Below are 15,026 nucleotides of genomic sequence, written 5' to 3'. Positions count from 1 at the left end.
GGCGCTTCAGGCGCGTTCGGCCGGCTATGCTCGCGCCGCATGCGGCTCCTCGACACTCCGCCCCGCTGGCCGTGGCGCTTCCCTGCCGCGGCAGCGCTTGCTGCCGCGCTGCTTTCGGCGGCCGCTGCGCCGGCCGGGGCGGCCTGCCTGGCCACGGGCTTGCACATTCCGCCCAGCCCGCGCGCCTTGGCCATCGCGGCCGCGGCCCAACGCGAGCACCTGGCTTTCGGCGGGCAGACGCTGGATGCCGAAGGCCGGCTCATCGAGGCCGGCTATTCCGAAGCCGAGGACGCGCGCGGCGGGCCGAGCGCGATGGCGCCGTGGGAGCGGGTGCTGGGCTACTGGCGTGCGGTGGATCCGCAGGACGGCCGTCTGCCGTCCCAAGTGCGCTTCGGCGCGCTGCGTCCTGCCTCCCGTGAGCTGTTGATGCAGGCCCTGAACCGGGCCACGGCCGCGCACCTGCAGGGCCTCGGCGTGGACGCGGCGCAGGGCCTCGAATCCCGGGACCTGCGGGCCGTGCAGGCCGCGCTCGACCGAGTGGCCGTGATCGACACGCCCTGGTCCGCCGCCTTCGTCAGCTGGCTGGCGCGCCAGGCCGGGCTCGGGCCCGAGGAGTTCGTGTTCTCGGAAGCGCATGCCGACTATGCCGGCGCCGCATGGCAAGCGCGTGCCGACGAGGCGCAGGGCCGGGCCAACCCTTACGCCCTGCGCGCCTGCGACCTCGCGCGCACGCCGCCGCGCGTCGGCGACCTGATCTGTTACGCGCGCAGCGACGATGCGAGCCTCTCCACCTTCGAGGCCATCGGCCGCATCCTCGCTGCGCGGCCCACCGGCGGCGCGGCGCTGCCCATGCACTGCGACGTGGTCGTCGCGGTGGATGCGAAGGGCTTCGATGCGGTGGGCGGCAACGTGCTGCAGTCGGTGACGATGCGCCGGCTTGCCTTCGCGCCGCGCACCCGCTTGCTGGACCCCAGCTACCTGCCGCAGGGCTGCGAAGCCGGCGCCTCGGGCTGTGTCGATCGGCACATGAGCCGTGCGCCCTGGTCGGTGCTGCTGCAGTGGCGTTGAAAGCTGCATCGAATGCCCCCCGGGCGTCCCCGGATGCGCGGCGGTCCCGATAAGCACTATCTTCTTACTATCGCTTTCGTCCATGCCCCGCATCGATGCCGTCAATACATCGCGTGCAGGCAGGGACCTCGCTCCTGCACACCAACGCATGCGCTTCAACAAGCTCGATCTGAATCTTCTGGTAGCCCTGGATGCCATGCTCGCCGAACGCAGCATCAGCAGGGCGGCCGAGCGGCTGCACCTGAGCCAGTCGGCGATGAGCAATGCCCTGAGCCGGTTGCGGGACTACTTCGACGACGAGCTGCTGGTGCAGGTCGGCCGCAAGCTGGAGCTGACCCCACGGGCCGAGACGCTGAAGGAATCCGTGCGCGACGTGCTGGTGCGGGTGGATTCCGCGATCCTCGCGCAGCCGCGCTTCGACCCCGCCCAATCGGACCGCTGCTTTCGCCTGATCGTCTCCGACTACACCTCGATGGTGCTGATGCCGCATCTGCTCGCGCTGGCCGGCCGGCATTCCCAAACCGTGCGCTTCGAACTGCTGCCGCTGCTACAGCCGCCGCTGCGCGAACTGGAGAGCGGCGAGGCCGACCTGCTCATCCTGCCGACCGAATACCGCACGCCCGGGGAGCACCCCTACGAGCTCCTGTTCGAGGAGCAGTTCGTCTGCGCGGTCTGGAGCGGGGGCTGCTTCGCGCATGCCGACAGGCTGACCGCGGAGCAGTACACGGCGGCCGGCCACGTCGTGATGCAGCCCTCCGGCATGGACGAGCCCACGCGCTCGGGATGGCTCAAGCGCCGCTACCCGGGGGTGAAGCGCATCGAAGTCAGCACCTACAGCTTCGCCGCGGTCCCCTACCTGGTCGTGGGCACCGACCGTATCGCCACCATGCACGGCCGGCTGGCCCGGCTGGCCCGCAAGTCGCTGCCGCTGCGCCTGCTGGCGGCACCGCTGCCATCGTCGGCGATGCAGCAGACCATGCAATGGCACAAGTACCGCACGCTGGATCCGGGGCTGGTCTGGCTGCGCGGCCTGCTGCAGGAGGCCGTGCTGTGCATGGATGCGGAACTGGGCGCGGCGTCCGTGGCGCCCGAGACGGCCTCGATGAAGTGAGGGTGTCTAGAGAATTCGGTTGAACCAGAGCAGCGAGAGCCCCGCCGACAGCAGCGCAAGCACCGCGGCGCCGAGCGCGAACAGTGCCGAGATCTCGGTTTCCTTCTTCTCGACCGTGAGCCTGGAGCTCAACGTGTTGTAGACCTTGGTCAGGTCGGCCGCCGTGCCGGCGTAGTAGTACTCGGCCTGCGTCTTGTTGGCGATGGCCTTGAGCGTTTCCTCGTCGAGGCGCACCCGCATCGACCAGCCCTCGAAGCCGATGGTCTCGCCGTCCACGGTGCCGATGCCCACCGTGTAGACACGCACGCCGCGCTCGGCCGCGACCTTGGCTGCGTCGAGCGGGTCGACGCCGGTGGTGCGCTGCCCGTCGGTCAGCATGATGATGGCGGCCGAGGTGTAGGAGCCCGGCGCCACCGGCGTGAACTCCTTGGGCGGCGGCTTGCCGGCCTGCTCGAGGGGCACACCGCGCGTGCGGTTGCTGTTGTTGCCCTGCGGGCTGAAGTTCGCGATGTCGATGCCGGCGTCGGGGAACAGCGTGGCCAGCGAGACGACGATGGCGTTGCCGGTGGCCGTCGCGCGCTGCAGCTGGAAGGAGTCGATGGCCTGCACCAGGTCTTCGCGGTTGGTGGTGGGCAACTGCGCGACGTTGGCGCTGCCGGCGAAGGCGACGATGCCGACCTTCACGTGGCGCGGCAGGTCTTTCAAAAAGGCCTTGGCGGCCTCCTGCGCGGCCACCAGCCGGTTGGGCTGGACGTCGGCCGCGCGCATGCTGCCGGACACGTCCATCGCCAGGATGATGGTCTGCTGGTTCGAGGGCAGCACCACCACCGCCATCGGCCGCGCGGCGGCGATCAGCATCGCGACCAGCGCGAGCAGGAAGAGGAAGGGCGGGATGTGGCGGCGCACGCTCTGGCGCACGCCCATCGCCTCGCGCACGATCGACAGGCTGGCATAGCGCAGCGCCAGCTTTTTCTTGCGCCGCAGCAGCCAGAGGTAGAGCAGCACCAGCAGCGGCGCCGCGGCCAGGAGCCAGAGGAATTGAGGCCAGAGGAAGTTCATGCTGCCACCGCCTTGGGCTGGGACGAGCCGGCGCGCACGCGGCGCTTGCGCATGTCGGCAAAGCGCACGATCGCTTCCACCAGATCGTCGTTGGTCGAGAGTTCGAGCGTGTCGACGCCGACCTTCGCCAGCGTCTCGCGCAAAGTGGTTTCGCGCTCGGCGGCGAGGCGGGCGAAGCGCTTGCGGAACGCGGCGTCGTGGGTGTCGACCCAGAGCTGCTCGCCGGTCTCGGCATCGGTAAGCGGCACCAGGCCGAGGTCGGGAAGGTCGAGTTCGAGCGGGTCGAACAGGCGCACCGCCACCACCTCGTGGCGCCGCACCAGCTGCGCCAGCGCACGATCCCAGCCGGGCTCGCTGAGGAAGTCGGACACCACGAACACGGTCGAGCGGCGCGGCATCAGCACCGCGGCGGACTTGAGCAGATCGGCCAGCCGGGTCATGCCCTTCTGCCGGGGCTGCTCCTTCTGGCGCGCGCGGCGCTCCATCGCGTTCAGCAGGTACAGCACGTGGCGCCGGCCGGTGCGCGGCGGGATCACGGCCTCGACGTCGTTGCCGTAGACCAGCGCGCCGACCCGGTTGCCGTGCCGCGTGAGCAGGCGCGCGATCACGCCGACGAAGCCGGCCGAGATCTCGCGCTTGGCCTTGCGGCCGGAGCCGAAGTCCACCGAGCGGCTGAGGTCGAGGACGAACCAGGCGGCCATCTCGCGGTCTTCGGTGAAGACGCGCACGTGCGGCGTCTGCAGCCGGGCGGTGACGTTCCAGTCGATGTGGCGCACGTCGTCGTGGTGCTGGTACTCGCGCAGGTCGGCGAGGTCGAGGCCGGTGCCTCGCATCAGCGTGCGGTAGTCGCCCTGCAGCAGGCCGTCGAGCCGCCGGATGACCGTCCATTCGAGCCGGCGCAGCGCGCGCTCGGCACCGCCGGCCGCGGCCTCGGCCGCAAGCTGTTCGTCGTTGGCCGCGGGGCGTCGGCTAGGCCACCAGTTTTTCATGTTCGAGCGGTTTGGCCGGCGGCGGCACGGCCCGCATGATGCGTTCGATCAGGCTGTCGGGCGTGAGGCCTTCGGAGAGGCCCTCGTAGGACAGCGTCACGCGGTGGCGCAGCACGTCGGGCACCAGGGCCGTCATGTCCTCGGGCAGCGCGTAGCTGCGGCCGCGCAGCAGCGCCAGTGCGCGCGCGCCCTCGGTCAGGTTGATGCTGGCGCGCGGGCTGGCGCCGTAGGTGATGAAGCGGCGCATGTCCTTCAGGCCATGGCGGTCGGGCGTGCGGGTGGCCGACACCAGCCTGACCGCGTACTGGATCAGCGAGGGATCGACATACACCTGCCGCGCCTCGGCCTGCAGCGCCGCGAGCTGGTCGGTGGTCGCGACCGGGCTGGCCTCGACCAGGGGGCCGATCACGCGCTCGACGATCACGAACTCTTCCTCGTCGGTCGGGTAGTCGACCAGCACCTTCATCATGAAGCGGTCCACCTGCGCCTCGGGCAGCGGGTAGGTGCCTTCGGTCTCGATCGGGTTCTGCGTGGCCATCACCAGGAAGGGGCGCGGCACCCGGTGCGTCTCGCCGGCGATCGTGACCTGGCGCTCCTGCATCACCTCGAGCAGCGCACTCTGTACCTTGGCTGGAGCACGGTTGATCTCGTCGGCCAAGAGCAGGTTGGCGAACACCGGGCCGAGCGAGGTGCTGAACTCGCCGGTCTTCTGGTTGTAAATGCGCGTGCCCACCAGGTCGGCCGGGACCAGGTCGGGCGTGAACTGGATGCGCTTGAAGCGGCCGCGCACCGCGTCGGCCAGGGTCTTGACAGTGAGGGTCTTGGCCAGGCCCGGCACGCCTTCCACCAGCAGGTGGCCGCCCGCCAGCACCGCGACCATCACGCGTTCCAGGAAGCGGTCCTGGCCGACCACGACGCGCTTGACCTGGTAGAGGATCTGCTCCATCAGCTCGGCGGTGGTGGCGGAAGGCGCGAAAGTCGGTTCGGTCTCTGTGCTCATGCGGTGCTTTCGGTGGTGCGGGCCAGGAAAAACGCGATGGGGAAAGTGCGATCAGAAGGGCGGCGAACCGGCGGCCGAGGCGGCGTTCTCGATCGGCACCGCAAATCCGATGCCAATGAAGGTGCGCTGCTGCGTCGGGTTGAGGATGGCGGTGACGATGCCCAGCACCTCGCCGTTCATGTTGATGAGCGGCCCGCCCGAGTTGCCGGGGTTGGCGGCGGCGTCGAACTGGATCAGGTTGCCCAATTCCTGCTTGCCCTCGGGCGAGCGGAAGGAGCGCTTGAGGCCCGAGACCACGCCGGCCGACACGGAAGGGCCGATGCCGAAGGGGAAGCCGACGGCGGCCACCTGGTCGCCCGGCTGCAGGTCGGCGGTGGAGCGCATGACGGCCGGGATCAGGTCGTCGGGCAGCTTCTGCGCCTGCAGCACCGCGAGGTCGTTCTCGGGCTGCACGCCGGTGATGACGGCCGGCGCCTCCAGGCCGTCGGCGAAGGTGACCCTGATCTTCTCGGAGCCCGCGACCACGTGCAGGTTGGTGAGGATGATGCCCTTGTCGACGATCACCACGCCGGTGCCCACGCCGCGCTCGACCTCGCCCGGCGGCTCGTCGGCCTGCGATTCCGCCGGCTTGCCCTTGGCCATGTTCCGCCCGTGCTTCTGGGTCTGGGCCTCGGGCGTCTTCTTCTCGGGGCCGTAGCCCACCACCCGCACCACCGAGGGGCGGATGATCTCGGCCGCCTTCGCGGCCGGCGAGGGGAGGGTGGCCGTGTTCAGGGTGCGCAGCACGGCGGCGTCGATGTCCTTCTGCGTGTACTGGCGAATGTTCTGGCGCGGCCACAACGCGACGCTGGTGGCGGCCGATCCGATGCTGAGGGCAAGCAGCAGCGCAAAGCTGCGGCGGCCGGGCTGCCAGCGCGCCTTGGCGGCGGGCGCTGCGGCGGCCGGGGCAGATGCGCCGTCGGCGGAGTCGTCGGGCCGCTGCGGCGTCCCGGCATCGGCCGCGTCATCGAGCGGCGTGCGGGGCGAGCGACTGTAGAAAGCTGGCCTGCGCATCGGGACACCTCCGGCTAAAAAAGTCCACGCGTGAGGAGGCACGGTAGCACGCTTTCCGCGCCAGTGCATGCGTTCGGGCATCATCCGCCGATGGCCGTCTTCGTCGATACCCATTGCCACCTGGATGCGCCGGAATTCGGCGACGAGATGCCCGCAATCCGGGCGCGGGCGGCAGAGCGGAACGTGGCCCTGTGCGTGATTCCCGCGGTGGCGGCCGCCAACTTCGCAAGAGTGCGCGAGCTCGCGCATGCGCAGGACGACGCCTACGCGCTCGGCATCCATCCCATGTGTACCGACGAGGCGACGGACGAGCACTTGGCGCAGCTCGATGCGGAACTCGCGGCCCGGCGCGACGACCCGCGGCTGGTCGCGGTGGGCGAGATCGGGCTCGACTTCTTCGTGCCCGGGCTCGACGCCGACAAGCAGGCACACTTCTTTCACACTCAGTTGCAGCTCGCGCGCAAGCACGGGCTGCCGGTGATCATCCACGTGCGCCGCTCGGTGGACCAGGTGCTCAAGCATCTGCGCCAGGTGGCGCCCGACGGGCGCTGGCTGGGCATCGCGCATGCCTTCAACGGCAGCGCCCAGCAGGCGCAGGCCTGCATCGGGCTCGGCCTCAAGCTGGGCTTCGGCGGTGCCCTGACCTTCGAGCGCGCGCTGCAGCTGCGCCGGCTCGCGGTGGAGTTGCCGCTCGAGGCGATCGTGCTGGAGACCGACTCGCCCGACATCCAGCCGCAATGGATTTATCGCACGCAGGCGCAGCGCGCGGCGGGCGAGCCGCAGGGCCGCAACGAGCCGGGCGAGCTGCCGCGCATCGCCGAAGTGCTGGCGGGGCTGCGCGGCATTGCGCCCGAGGCGCTGGCCGAAGCCACCACGCGCAACGCGGCCGCGGCGCTGCCGCGTCTGTCGGCGCTGATGGGCGCGTCGGCGGATCGCCTACCCACTGCGTAGGTCGAGGGCGCTTGTTGCGCGGCGGCGGTGTTCGCGCGCGCTTTCGGTGTCATCCTTGCCCTTCGAGTGACCGTTGCAAGACGGTGGCAAGTTCGTCACTCCAACATTCAAAGGAGCTTTCCTCATGAAGAACACAGCATCGATTCGCCTCCTGCCTGCCGCGCTGGCGCTGGCCCTGGCGTCCATCGGCCTGCCGGCCGCCGCCCAAACTCAGCCCGCCGCTGAGCCGACCACGGTCCAGAAGGTGGAGAACGCCGGCGAGAAGGCCTGGGACGCGACCAAGAGCGGCACCAAGAAGGCCGTGAGCGCGACCGAGAGCGGCGCCGAGAAGGCCTGGGACGGCACCAAGAAGACCACCAAGAAGGCCTGGAACGCCACCAAGAGCGGTACCAAGAAGGCCACGCATGCGACCGGCAACGCCGCCGGCAAGGCCGGCACAGCGGTGAGCAACACCGCGACGGCGGCCGGCGACAAGACCCGCCAGGTGGGCGACAAGATCGGCGAGAAGATCCCGGGCACGCCGCAGAACGAAGCCGCGAAGAAGCCCTGACGGCTGGCTGACGGCAGCTCCGCCGCCCACAAGGAAAACCCGCCGCAGGCGGGTTTTTCGTTTGCTGCTGCTCAGGCCCCGGCCGGTATCGCCGGCGGCGTGACGTTGCGATGCGCGAGCGGCGTCTCCGGCGTCGGATAGCCGGCTGCGCCGAAGGTCCTGACGATCGCGCGATGGGTGTCGAAGTACACCTGCCAGTAGTGGTCGGTGTGGGTGTAGGGCCGCACCGCCAGCAGCGGGCCTTCGGGCGTGAACTGCAGGATCTCGACATCGGGCGGCTGGTCGGTCGAGACATTGGGGATCTGGCGCAGGGCCGTCTTCAGGAGCTCGATGGCCTCGTTCACGTCCACGCCGTTGGCCACCTTCGCGGTCGCGTCCACGCGGCGCCATTGCAGCTGGCTGAAGTTGGTGATGGTGTCCGAGAGCACCTTGTTGTTGCCCACCGTCGAGACCACGTTGTCGGGCGTGATCAGCGTGGTGCCGAACAGGCCCAGCTCCTTCACCGCGCCGTTGACGCCACCCACCGTGACGTAGTCGCCGACCTTGTACGGGCGCAGCACCTGCAGCACGACGCCGGCGGCGAAATGGGTCAGCATGCCGCCCCATGCGGCGCCGATCGCCAGTCCGGCGCCGGCCAGCAGTGCGGCGAACGAGGTGGTGCGCACGCCGAACATGTCCAGGATCGAGAGGATCAGGACGATGTTGAGCAGCACGCCGAGGATCGAGACCAGGTAGCGGCTCAGCGTCGGGTCCATGCGCTTGCCGCGCTCCAGCGCCGCGGCCACCAGCCGCTGCGCCAGGCCGATCAGCCAGCGGCCGATGGCCCAGACCAGGAGGGCGCCGATGATTTTCAGGCCAAAATCCGCGCCTTGCGTGCTCAGGAAAACCCAGATCGCTTCCGTGTTCATCTTCTTCTCCTCTCGGGCGCCGGTCGGCCCGCGAACCGGCGAGTGTCATGGATCGATGTGACAGGCACGCGGACGAGGCAGACGCCCTGCTCGCGGGGCTGGCCCCGATCGTGTCGGAATCCACAGTGCTGTTGATTCTCGGCAGCTTCCCGAGCGCCAAGTCGATCGCGCAGCGGCAGTATTATGCGCACCCGCAAAACCAGTTCTGGAGAATCTTGCAAGCCACCTGGCCCGACAGCCCGCTGCCCACGGGGCCCGACAGCTATCAAAAGCGTAGCGACTGGCTGCTCGCGCGCGGCCTCGGCGTGTGGGACGTGTACGGGCGCTGCCGGCGCCAGGGCAGCCTCGATTCGGCGATCCGCGACGCCGTCGTCAACGACATCGCGGGCCTGCGCCTGCCGGCGCTGGCCGCCATCGCGCACAACGGCGGCGAGAGCTTCAGGCATGCGCGGCACACGCGCACGCTGGGCGTGCCGGTCCATCGCCTGCCCTCGTCCAGCCCGGCGCACGCATCCTGGAGCTTCGAACGCAAGGCGGCGGCATGGCGCGAGGTGATCGCGCAGTACCTGCCCGTGCCATGAAGCGCGCCTTGCCCGAGGTCAACTTCTCCGACTATGGGGACGTGCGCTACCTGCACCTGGGCACCGAGTGGGTCCAGGGTTCGATGAAGCTGGACGCGCCCTTCGAAATCGAGCTCGAGTACGTGCAGCGCATGATGGCCTGGCTGCTCTTCGTCGACCCGGCCGAGGTGCCGAAGCGCCATGCCATGCAGCTGGGCCTGGGCGCGGCCAGCCTCACCAAGTTCTGCCGCAAGGCGCTGCGCATGCGCACCACCGCGATCGAGCTCAACCCGCAGGTCGTGGCGGCCTGCCGCGGCTGGTTCAAGCTGCCGGCCGACGATGCCAGGCTGCGCGTGGTGGTGGCCGATGCGCAGACCGAGATCCGCAAGCCCGAATGGCAGGGCACGGTGGATGCGCTGCAGGTCGACCTCTACGACCACGAGGCCGCGGCGCCGGTGCTCGACAGCGAGGACTTCTATGCCGACTGCCGCCGGCTGCTGACGGAGGAGGGCTGCATGACGGTCAACCTCTTCGGCCGCTCCTCCAGCTACGAGCGCAGCCTCGAGAAAATTGCCGGCGCATTTGGCGAGAAAGCGCTGTGGGCCTTCCGGCCGACGCGCGAGGGCAACACCATCGTGCTGGCCCAGCGCAGCCCCACCCGGCCCAAGCGGCCGGCGCTTGCCGAGCGCGCCCAAAGCATCCAGACTCGCTGGAGCCTGCCCGCGCCCAAGTGGCTGCGGGTGTTCAAACCGATTGTCGACCGATGAACGCAGTGACCTCTCCCGCCTCCGCGTCCGCCTCCGCCGCCGTCCGCCACGAAGGGCCGCTCAACCTGCGGCACCTGATCGAGTGGCTCGCCAAGGACCGGGTGATCTCGCCCGAGGAGGCCAAACGGACGCTGACGCGCTGCGCCCAGGCCGAGAGCCGGCAGCCGCCGCTGGTGCGGCTGGCCAACGTGGCGATGACACGGCAGGGCGACGGCAAGCCGCTCGACCTGGAGATGCTGACCGAATGGCTGGCCGGCCGCGCGGGCCTGGCGTATCTGCGCATCGATCCGCTGCGCGTCGATGTCGGCAAGGTGGCCGACACCATGAGCGCCGCCTATGCCGAGCGCCACAAGGTGCTGCCGGTGCAGGTCACGCCGGCCGAGGTGGTGGTGGCCACCGCCGAGCCCTTCCTCACCGACTGGATCGCCGAGGTCGAGCGGCAGGCGCGGCGCCCGGTGCGGCGCGTGGTCGCGAACCCGACCGACATCCAGCGCTACACGGCCGAGTTCTTCTCGCTGGCCAAGTCGGTGCGCGCGGCGCAGAAGGCCGGCGGCAACGCGGGCAGCGCGAGCTTCGAGCAGCTGGTCGAGCTGGGCAAGAGCAACAAGCAGCTCGACGCCAACGACCAGAGCGTGGTGCAGGTGGTGGACTGGCTGTGGCAGTACGCCTTCGACCAGCGCGCCAGCGACATCCACCTGGAGCCGCGGCGCGAGCAGGGCGTGATCCGCTTCCGCATCGACGGCGTGCTGCACCCGGCCTACCAGATGCCGATGGGCGTGATGAACGCGATGGTCTCGCGCATCAAGCTGCTGGGCCGCATGGACGTGGTCGAGAAGCGCCGGCCCTTGGACGGCCGCATCAAGACGCGCAACATGCGCGGCGACGAGGTCGAGATGCGGCTTTCGACGCTGCCCACCGCCTTCGGCGAAAAGATGGTGATGCGCATCTTCGACCCCGACACCGCGGTGAAGGACCTCGACGCGCTGGGCTTCGCGCAGCACGACGCGCAGCGCTGGGAGCAGCTGGTGACGCGGCCGCACGGCATCATCCTGGTGACCGGTCCGACCGGCTCGGGCAAGACCACCACACTTTATTCAACGCTCAAGCGGGTGGCGACGGAGGAGGTCAACGTCAGCACCATCGAGGACCCGATCGAGATGATCGAGCCGTCCTTCAACCAGACGCAGGTGCAGCCGCAGCTGGACTTCGGCTTCATCGAGGGCCTGCGCGCGCTGATGCGGCAGGACCCGGACATCATCATGGTGGGCGAGGTCCGCGACCTCGCCACCGCCGAGATGGCGGTGCAGGCCGCGCTCACCGGCCACCTGGTCTTCAGCACGCTGCACACCAACGATGCGCCCAGCGCCATCACGCGGCTGATGGAGCTGGGCGTGCCCAACTACCTGATCAACGCCACCATGCTCGGCGTGCTGGCGCAGCGCCTGGTGCGCACCCTGTGCCCGCATTGCAAGGTGCCCGACGAGAGCGTCACGCGCGAGCAGCTCGGCGCCTTCGTCAAGCCCTGGCAGATCACCGGCTCGGTGCGCGCCTACAAGCCGGTCGGCTGTGTCGACTGCCGCATGACGGGCTACCGCGGCCGCATGGGTCTCTACGAGCTGCTCACCGTCAGCGAGCCCTTCAAGACCCTGGTCGACAAAGAGCCCAACCTGGGCGCGCTGCGGCACCAGGCCGTGGCCGACGGCATGCGGCCGCTGCGCCTGGCCGGTGCGCTGCGCGTGGCCGAAGGGCTGACCACCGTCGACGAAGTCCTGAGCGCCACGCCGCCGCTCGAATAAAGCCGGGCGCGAGGCCTCGCGCCCCGGGAAAACCCTGGCTTCACGTTAGGTGGTATCCACATCGATCCTGACCACCAGCTGACCCCACAATCCGCTGTTCGAAATTTTTCGAGGGGACAGTTCGTGAAGATCAAAAGTCAGAAAGACTTTTTTGCGGGTCTGATGTTCACCGTCGTCGGCATTGCCTTCGCATGGGGAGCAACGACCTACAGCGTGGGCAGCGGCGCGCGCATGGGACCGGGTTACTTTCCGCTGATGCTGGGCATCCTGCTGGGCATCCTGGGGATCGTCGTGATCTTCACGGCGCTGACCATCGAGACGGTGGACGGCGAGCCGGTGGGCAGCATGGCCTGGCGTCCGCTGGGCTACATCATTGGCTCCAACCTCGTCTTCGGCATCCTGCTGGGCGGCCTGCCCAGCATCGGCCTGCCGGCCATGGGCCTGATCGCCGCCATCTACGCCCTGGTGCTGATCGCCGGCCTCGCGGGCGAGCACTACCACATCAGGTCCAGCCTGATCCTCGCCACCATCCTGGCGGTGGGCAGCTACGTTGCCTTCGTGGTCCTGCTCAAGCTGCAGTTCCAGGTCTGGCCCACCTTCATCACCGGCTGAGAGCGACAGCGTCATGGATCTCATCAACAACCTTTCCATCGGGTTCACCGCGGCCTTCACGCTGCAGAACCTCATCTACGCCTTCGTCGGCTGCCTGCTGGGCACGCTGATCGGCGTGCTGCCGGGCATCGGCCCGGTCGCCACCATCGCCATGCTGCTGCCGGCCACCTACGCGCTGCCGCCGGTGGCCGCGCTGATCATGCTGGCCGGCATCTACTACGGCTCGCAGTACGGCGGCTCCACCACTGCCATCCTGGTGAACTTGCCGGGTGAATCGTCCTCGGTCGTCACGGTGATCGACGGGCACCAGATGGCCAAGCAGGGGCGGGGAGGTGCCGCGCTCGCGGCGGCCGGCCTGGGCTCCTTCTTCGCCGGCTGCGTGGGCACGCTGATCCTGGCCGCCTTCGCGCCGCCGCTGACCGAGCTGGCCTTCAAGTTCGGCCCTGCCGAGTACTTCTCGCTGATGGTGCTGGGCCTGATCGGCGCCGTCGTGCTGGCCTCCGGCTCGCTGCTCAAGGCGATCTGCATGATCGTGCTGGGCCTCTTGATCGGCCTGGTCGGCACCGACGTGAACTCTGGCGTGGCGCGCTTCAGCTTCGACATTCCGGAGCTGACCGACGGCATCGGCTTCATCGTGATCGCGATGGGCGTGTTCGGTTATGGCGAGATCATCTCCAACCTTTCGCGTCCCGAAGAAGACCGCCAGGTCTTCACCTCCGAAGTGCACAACCTGTGGCCCACCAAGGATGACTTCAAGCGCATGACGCCCGCGGTGCTGCGCGGCACCACGCTCGGCTCCTGCCTCGGGATCCTGCCCGGCGGCGGCGCGCTGCTGTCGGCCTTTGCGGCCTACACGCTCGAGAAGAAGATGAAGCTCAAGCCGGGCGAGGTTCCCTTCGGCAAGGGCAACATCCGCGGCGTCGCGGGCCCCGAGGCGGCCAACAACGCCGGCGCGCAGACCTCCTTCATCCCGCTGCTGACGCTGGGTATCCCGCCGAACCCCGTGATGGCGCTGATGGTCGGCGCGATGACCATCCACAACATCCAGCCCGGCCCGCAGGTGATGACCAGCAACCCGGAGCTGTTCTGGGGCCTGATCGCCTCGATGTGGATCGGCAACCTGATGCTGATCATCCTGAACCTGCCTCTGATCGGCATCTGGATCAAGCTGCTGTCCATTCCCTATCGCTGGCTGTTCCCGGCCATCGTGCTGTTCTGCGCGATCGGCGTGTACTCGACCAACAACAACACCTTCGACGTGTGGATGGTCGCGATCTTCGGCGTCGTGGGCTACATGTTCATCAAGCTGGGCTGCGAGCCGGCGCCGCTGCTGCTGGGACTGATCCTGGGGCCGATGATGGAAGAGAACCTGCGGCGCGCGCTGCTGCTGTCGCGCGGCTCGTGGAGCGTGTTCGTCACGCGGCCGATCTCGGCCGGCCTGCTGGTCGCCGCCGCGCTGATGGTCGTGATCGTGCTGCTGCCGGCGGTGAAGTCCAAACGCGAAGAGGCCTTCCACGAGGAAGAAGCCTGAGCGCGGCCCCTCGCGCGTTTCGAACGGCACCTTCGGGTGCCGTTTGCTTTTGAGCGGCCCCGGCGCCGTGGCGGCAGAATCGAACCCATGAAAATGAAAAGATCCTCCCTTCTTCGTGCCGGTGCCCTTGCTTTGTGCGCAGCGGCCCTGCCTGCCGCCTGGGCGCAGCAGGCCTGGCCGGGCAAGCCGATCCGCCTGGTCGTGCCCTTTCCGGCCGGCGGCGCCACGGACCTCTTCGCGCGCACCCTGTCGCAGAAGATGGGCGAGAAGCTGGGCACGACGCTGGTCGTCGACAACAAGCCGGGCGCCGGCGGCGCCATCGGCTCCGACCTCGCAGCCAAGGCGCCGGCCGACGGCTACACGCTGCTGCTGGCGACCACCAGCACGCATTCGATCGGCCCCGCGATCAATGCAAAGCTGCCCTACGACACGGTGCGCGATTTCGCACCCATCGCGCATGTGGGCGATGCGCCCAGCATCATGCTGGTGCCCAACAGCTCGCCGGCGAAGACGGTGCGCGAATGGATCGAATACGCGAAGAAGAACCCCGGCAAGCTCAACTACGCCTCCAGCGGCAACGGCACCATCGTGCAGCTCACGGCGGAGCTCTTCAAGGCGCAGGCGGGCGTGTTCGTCACGCACATCCCCTACAAGGGCACGGCGCTGGCGATCCCCGACCTGATCAGCGGCAAGATCGACGTGCTCTTCGACGCGCTGCCCACCGGCATGCCGCACGTGCGCGACGGCCGGCTGCGCGCGCTGGGCGTGACCTCGCTGCAGCGCAGCCCGCTGGCGCCCGAGCTGCCGGCGATCGCCGACGTGCTGCCGGGCTTCGAGTCGAACACCTGGTTCGGCCTCTATGGGCCCAAGGCACTTCCGGCCGATCTGGTGGCGCGTGTCAATGCCGCGGCCAACGAGGCGGTGAGCGACCCCGAGGTGCGCGACAAGCTCTCCAAGCTGGGCATCGCGCCCGCCACCGGCACGCCCGCGCAGTTCGCGGCGATGGTGGCGCAGGATGCCGCCAAGTGGAAGAAGATCATCACCGAACGAAAGATCATCAGCGACTGAAGC

General features: G+C 69.0%; 15 protein-coding genes. 10 read left to right on the top strand and 5 right to left on the bottom strand.

The annotated features are described in order from the left end of the window. Positions 1-39 precede the first annotated feature (39 nt). Together GXN78_RS07145 and GXN78_RS07140 are read left to right on the top strand one after the other, a co-directional pair. On the top strand, positions 40-1,068 hold the full coding sequence (locus tag GXN78_RS07145; RefSeq protein WP_106557893.1) for a DUF2272 domain-containing protein: 1,029 nt from the start codon (positions 40-42) through the stop codon (positions 1,066-1,068). A 148-nt stretch (positions 1,069-1,216) separates the two neighbouring features. Continuing rightward, positions 1,217-2,179 (top strand): LysR family transcriptional regulator, encoded by a 963-nt coding sequence (locus tag GXN78_RS07140; RefSeq protein ID WP_106557892.1) that lies wholly within the window; start codon positions 1,217-1,219, stop codon positions 2,177-2,179. A gap of 6 nt (positions 2,180-2,185) precedes the next feature. Here the strand turns inward: GXN78_RS07140 and GXN78_RS07135 are convergent, their stop codons facing one another. From GXN78_RS07135 to GXN78_RS07120, 4 genes are read right to left on the bottom strand one after another with little or no spacing between them, the layout of a single operon-like run. Further along, complete coding sequence (locus GXN78_RS07135; protein WP_106557891.1) at positions 2,186-3,238, bottom strand: VWA domain-containing protein; 1,053 nt, start codon at positions 3,236-3,238, stop codon at positions 2,186-2,188. After that, a complete protein-coding gene (locus tag GXN78_RS07130; protein WP_106557890.1) occupies positions 3,235-4,227 on the bottom strand; it encodes a DUF58 domain-containing protein in 993 nt (330 codons plus the stop codon). The genes GXN78_RS07135 and GXN78_RS07130 overlap by 4 nt, the downstream gene beginning before the upstream one ends. Then, positions 4,208-5,227, bottom strand: a complete 1,020-nt coding sequence (locus tag GXN78_RS07125; RefSeq protein WP_106557889.1) for a MoxR family ATPase — start codon at positions 5,225-5,227, stop codon at positions 4,208-4,210. The genes GXN78_RS07130 and GXN78_RS07125 overlap by 20 nt, the downstream gene beginning before the upstream one ends. A gap of 51 nt (positions 5,228-5,278) precedes the next feature. Continuing rightward, the gene (locus tag GXN78_RS07120; protein WP_106557888.1) at positions 5,279-6,280 is read right to left on the bottom strand and encodes a trypsin-like peptidase domain-containing protein; all 1,002 of its coding nucleotides are present in this window, start codon (positions 6,278-6,280) and stop codon (positions 5,279-5,281) included. A gap of 90 nt (positions 6,281-6,370) precedes the next feature. Between GXN78_RS07120 and GXN78_RS07115 the strand changes: the two genes are divergently transcribed. Beyond that, entirely contained in the window at positions 6,371-7,231 is an 861-nt protein-coding gene (locus GXN78_RS07115) for a TatD family hydrolase (RefSeq protein WP_106557923.1), read from the top strand. Positions 7,232-7,355: 124 nt separating this feature from the next. Then, on the top strand, positions 7,356-7,781 hold the full coding sequence (locus GXN78_RS07110) for a hypothetical protein (RefSeq protein WP_106557887.1): 426 nt from the start codon (positions 7,356-7,358) through the stop codon (positions 7,779-7,781). Positions 7,782-7,852: 71 nt separating this feature from the next. Here the strand turns inward: GXN78_RS07110 and GXN78_RS07105 are convergent, their stop codons facing one another. Further along, a complete protein-coding gene (locus GXN78_RS07105) occupies positions 7,853-8,689 on the bottom strand; it encodes a mechanosensitive ion channel family protein (RefSeq protein WP_106557886.1) in 837 nt (278 codons plus the stop codon). Positions 8,690-8,736: 47 nt separating this feature from the next. Between GXN78_RS07105 and GXN78_RS07100 the strand changes: the two genes are divergently transcribed. From GXN78_RS07100 to GXN78_RS07075, 6 genes are all read left to right on the top strand, one after another. Further along, positions 8,737-9,270 (top strand): DNA-deoxyinosine glycosylase, encoded by a 534-nt coding sequence (locus GXN78_RS07100; protein WP_106557885.1) that lies wholly within the window; start codon positions 8,737-8,739, stop codon positions 9,268-9,270. Continuing rightward, complete coding sequence (locus tag GXN78_RS07095; protein WP_106557884.1) at positions 9,267-10,016, top strand: spermidine synthase; 750 nt, start codon at positions 9,267-9,269, stop codon at positions 10,014-10,016. The genes GXN78_RS07100 and GXN78_RS07095 overlap by 4 nt, the downstream gene beginning before the upstream one ends. Further along, positions 10,013-11,812, top strand: a complete 1,800-nt coding sequence (locus GXN78_RS07090) for a GspE/PulE family protein (RefSeq protein ID WP_106557883.1) — start codon at positions 10,013-10,015, stop codon at positions 11,810-11,812. The genes GXN78_RS07095 and GXN78_RS07090 overlap by 4 nt, the downstream gene beginning before the upstream one ends. 123 nt (positions 11,813-11,935) lie before the next feature. Continuing rightward, positions 11,936-12,424 (top strand): tripartite tricarboxylate transporter TctB family protein, encoded by a 489-nt coding sequence (locus GXN78_RS07085; protein WP_106557882.1) that lies wholly within the window; start codon positions 11,936-11,938, stop codon positions 12,422-12,424. Positions 12,425-12,437: 13 nt separating this feature from the next. Continuing rightward, positions 12,438-13,955, top strand: a complete 1,518-nt coding sequence (locus tag GXN78_RS07080) for a tripartite tricarboxylate transporter permease (RefSeq protein ID WP_106557881.1) — start codon at positions 12,438-12,440, stop codon at positions 13,953-13,955. A 93-nt stretch (positions 13,956-14,048) separates the two neighbouring features. Next, positions 14,049-15,023, top strand: coding sequence for a tripartite tricarboxylate transporter substrate binding protein (locus tag GXN78_RS07075; RefSeq protein WP_106557880.1), 975 nt, complete (start codon positions 14,049-14,051; stop codon positions 15,021-15,023). Positions 15,024-15,026: the final 3 nt, after the last annotated feature.

This window comes from Variovorax sp. WS11, from assembly GCF_010499245.1.
Lineage (GTDB): Bacteria > Pseudomonadota > Gammaproteobacteria > Burkholderiales > Burkholderiaceae_C > Variovorax.
The sequence above is the reverse complement of the archived record's forward strand: the minus strand, read 5'-3'. Positions and strand labels throughout refer to the sequence as shown.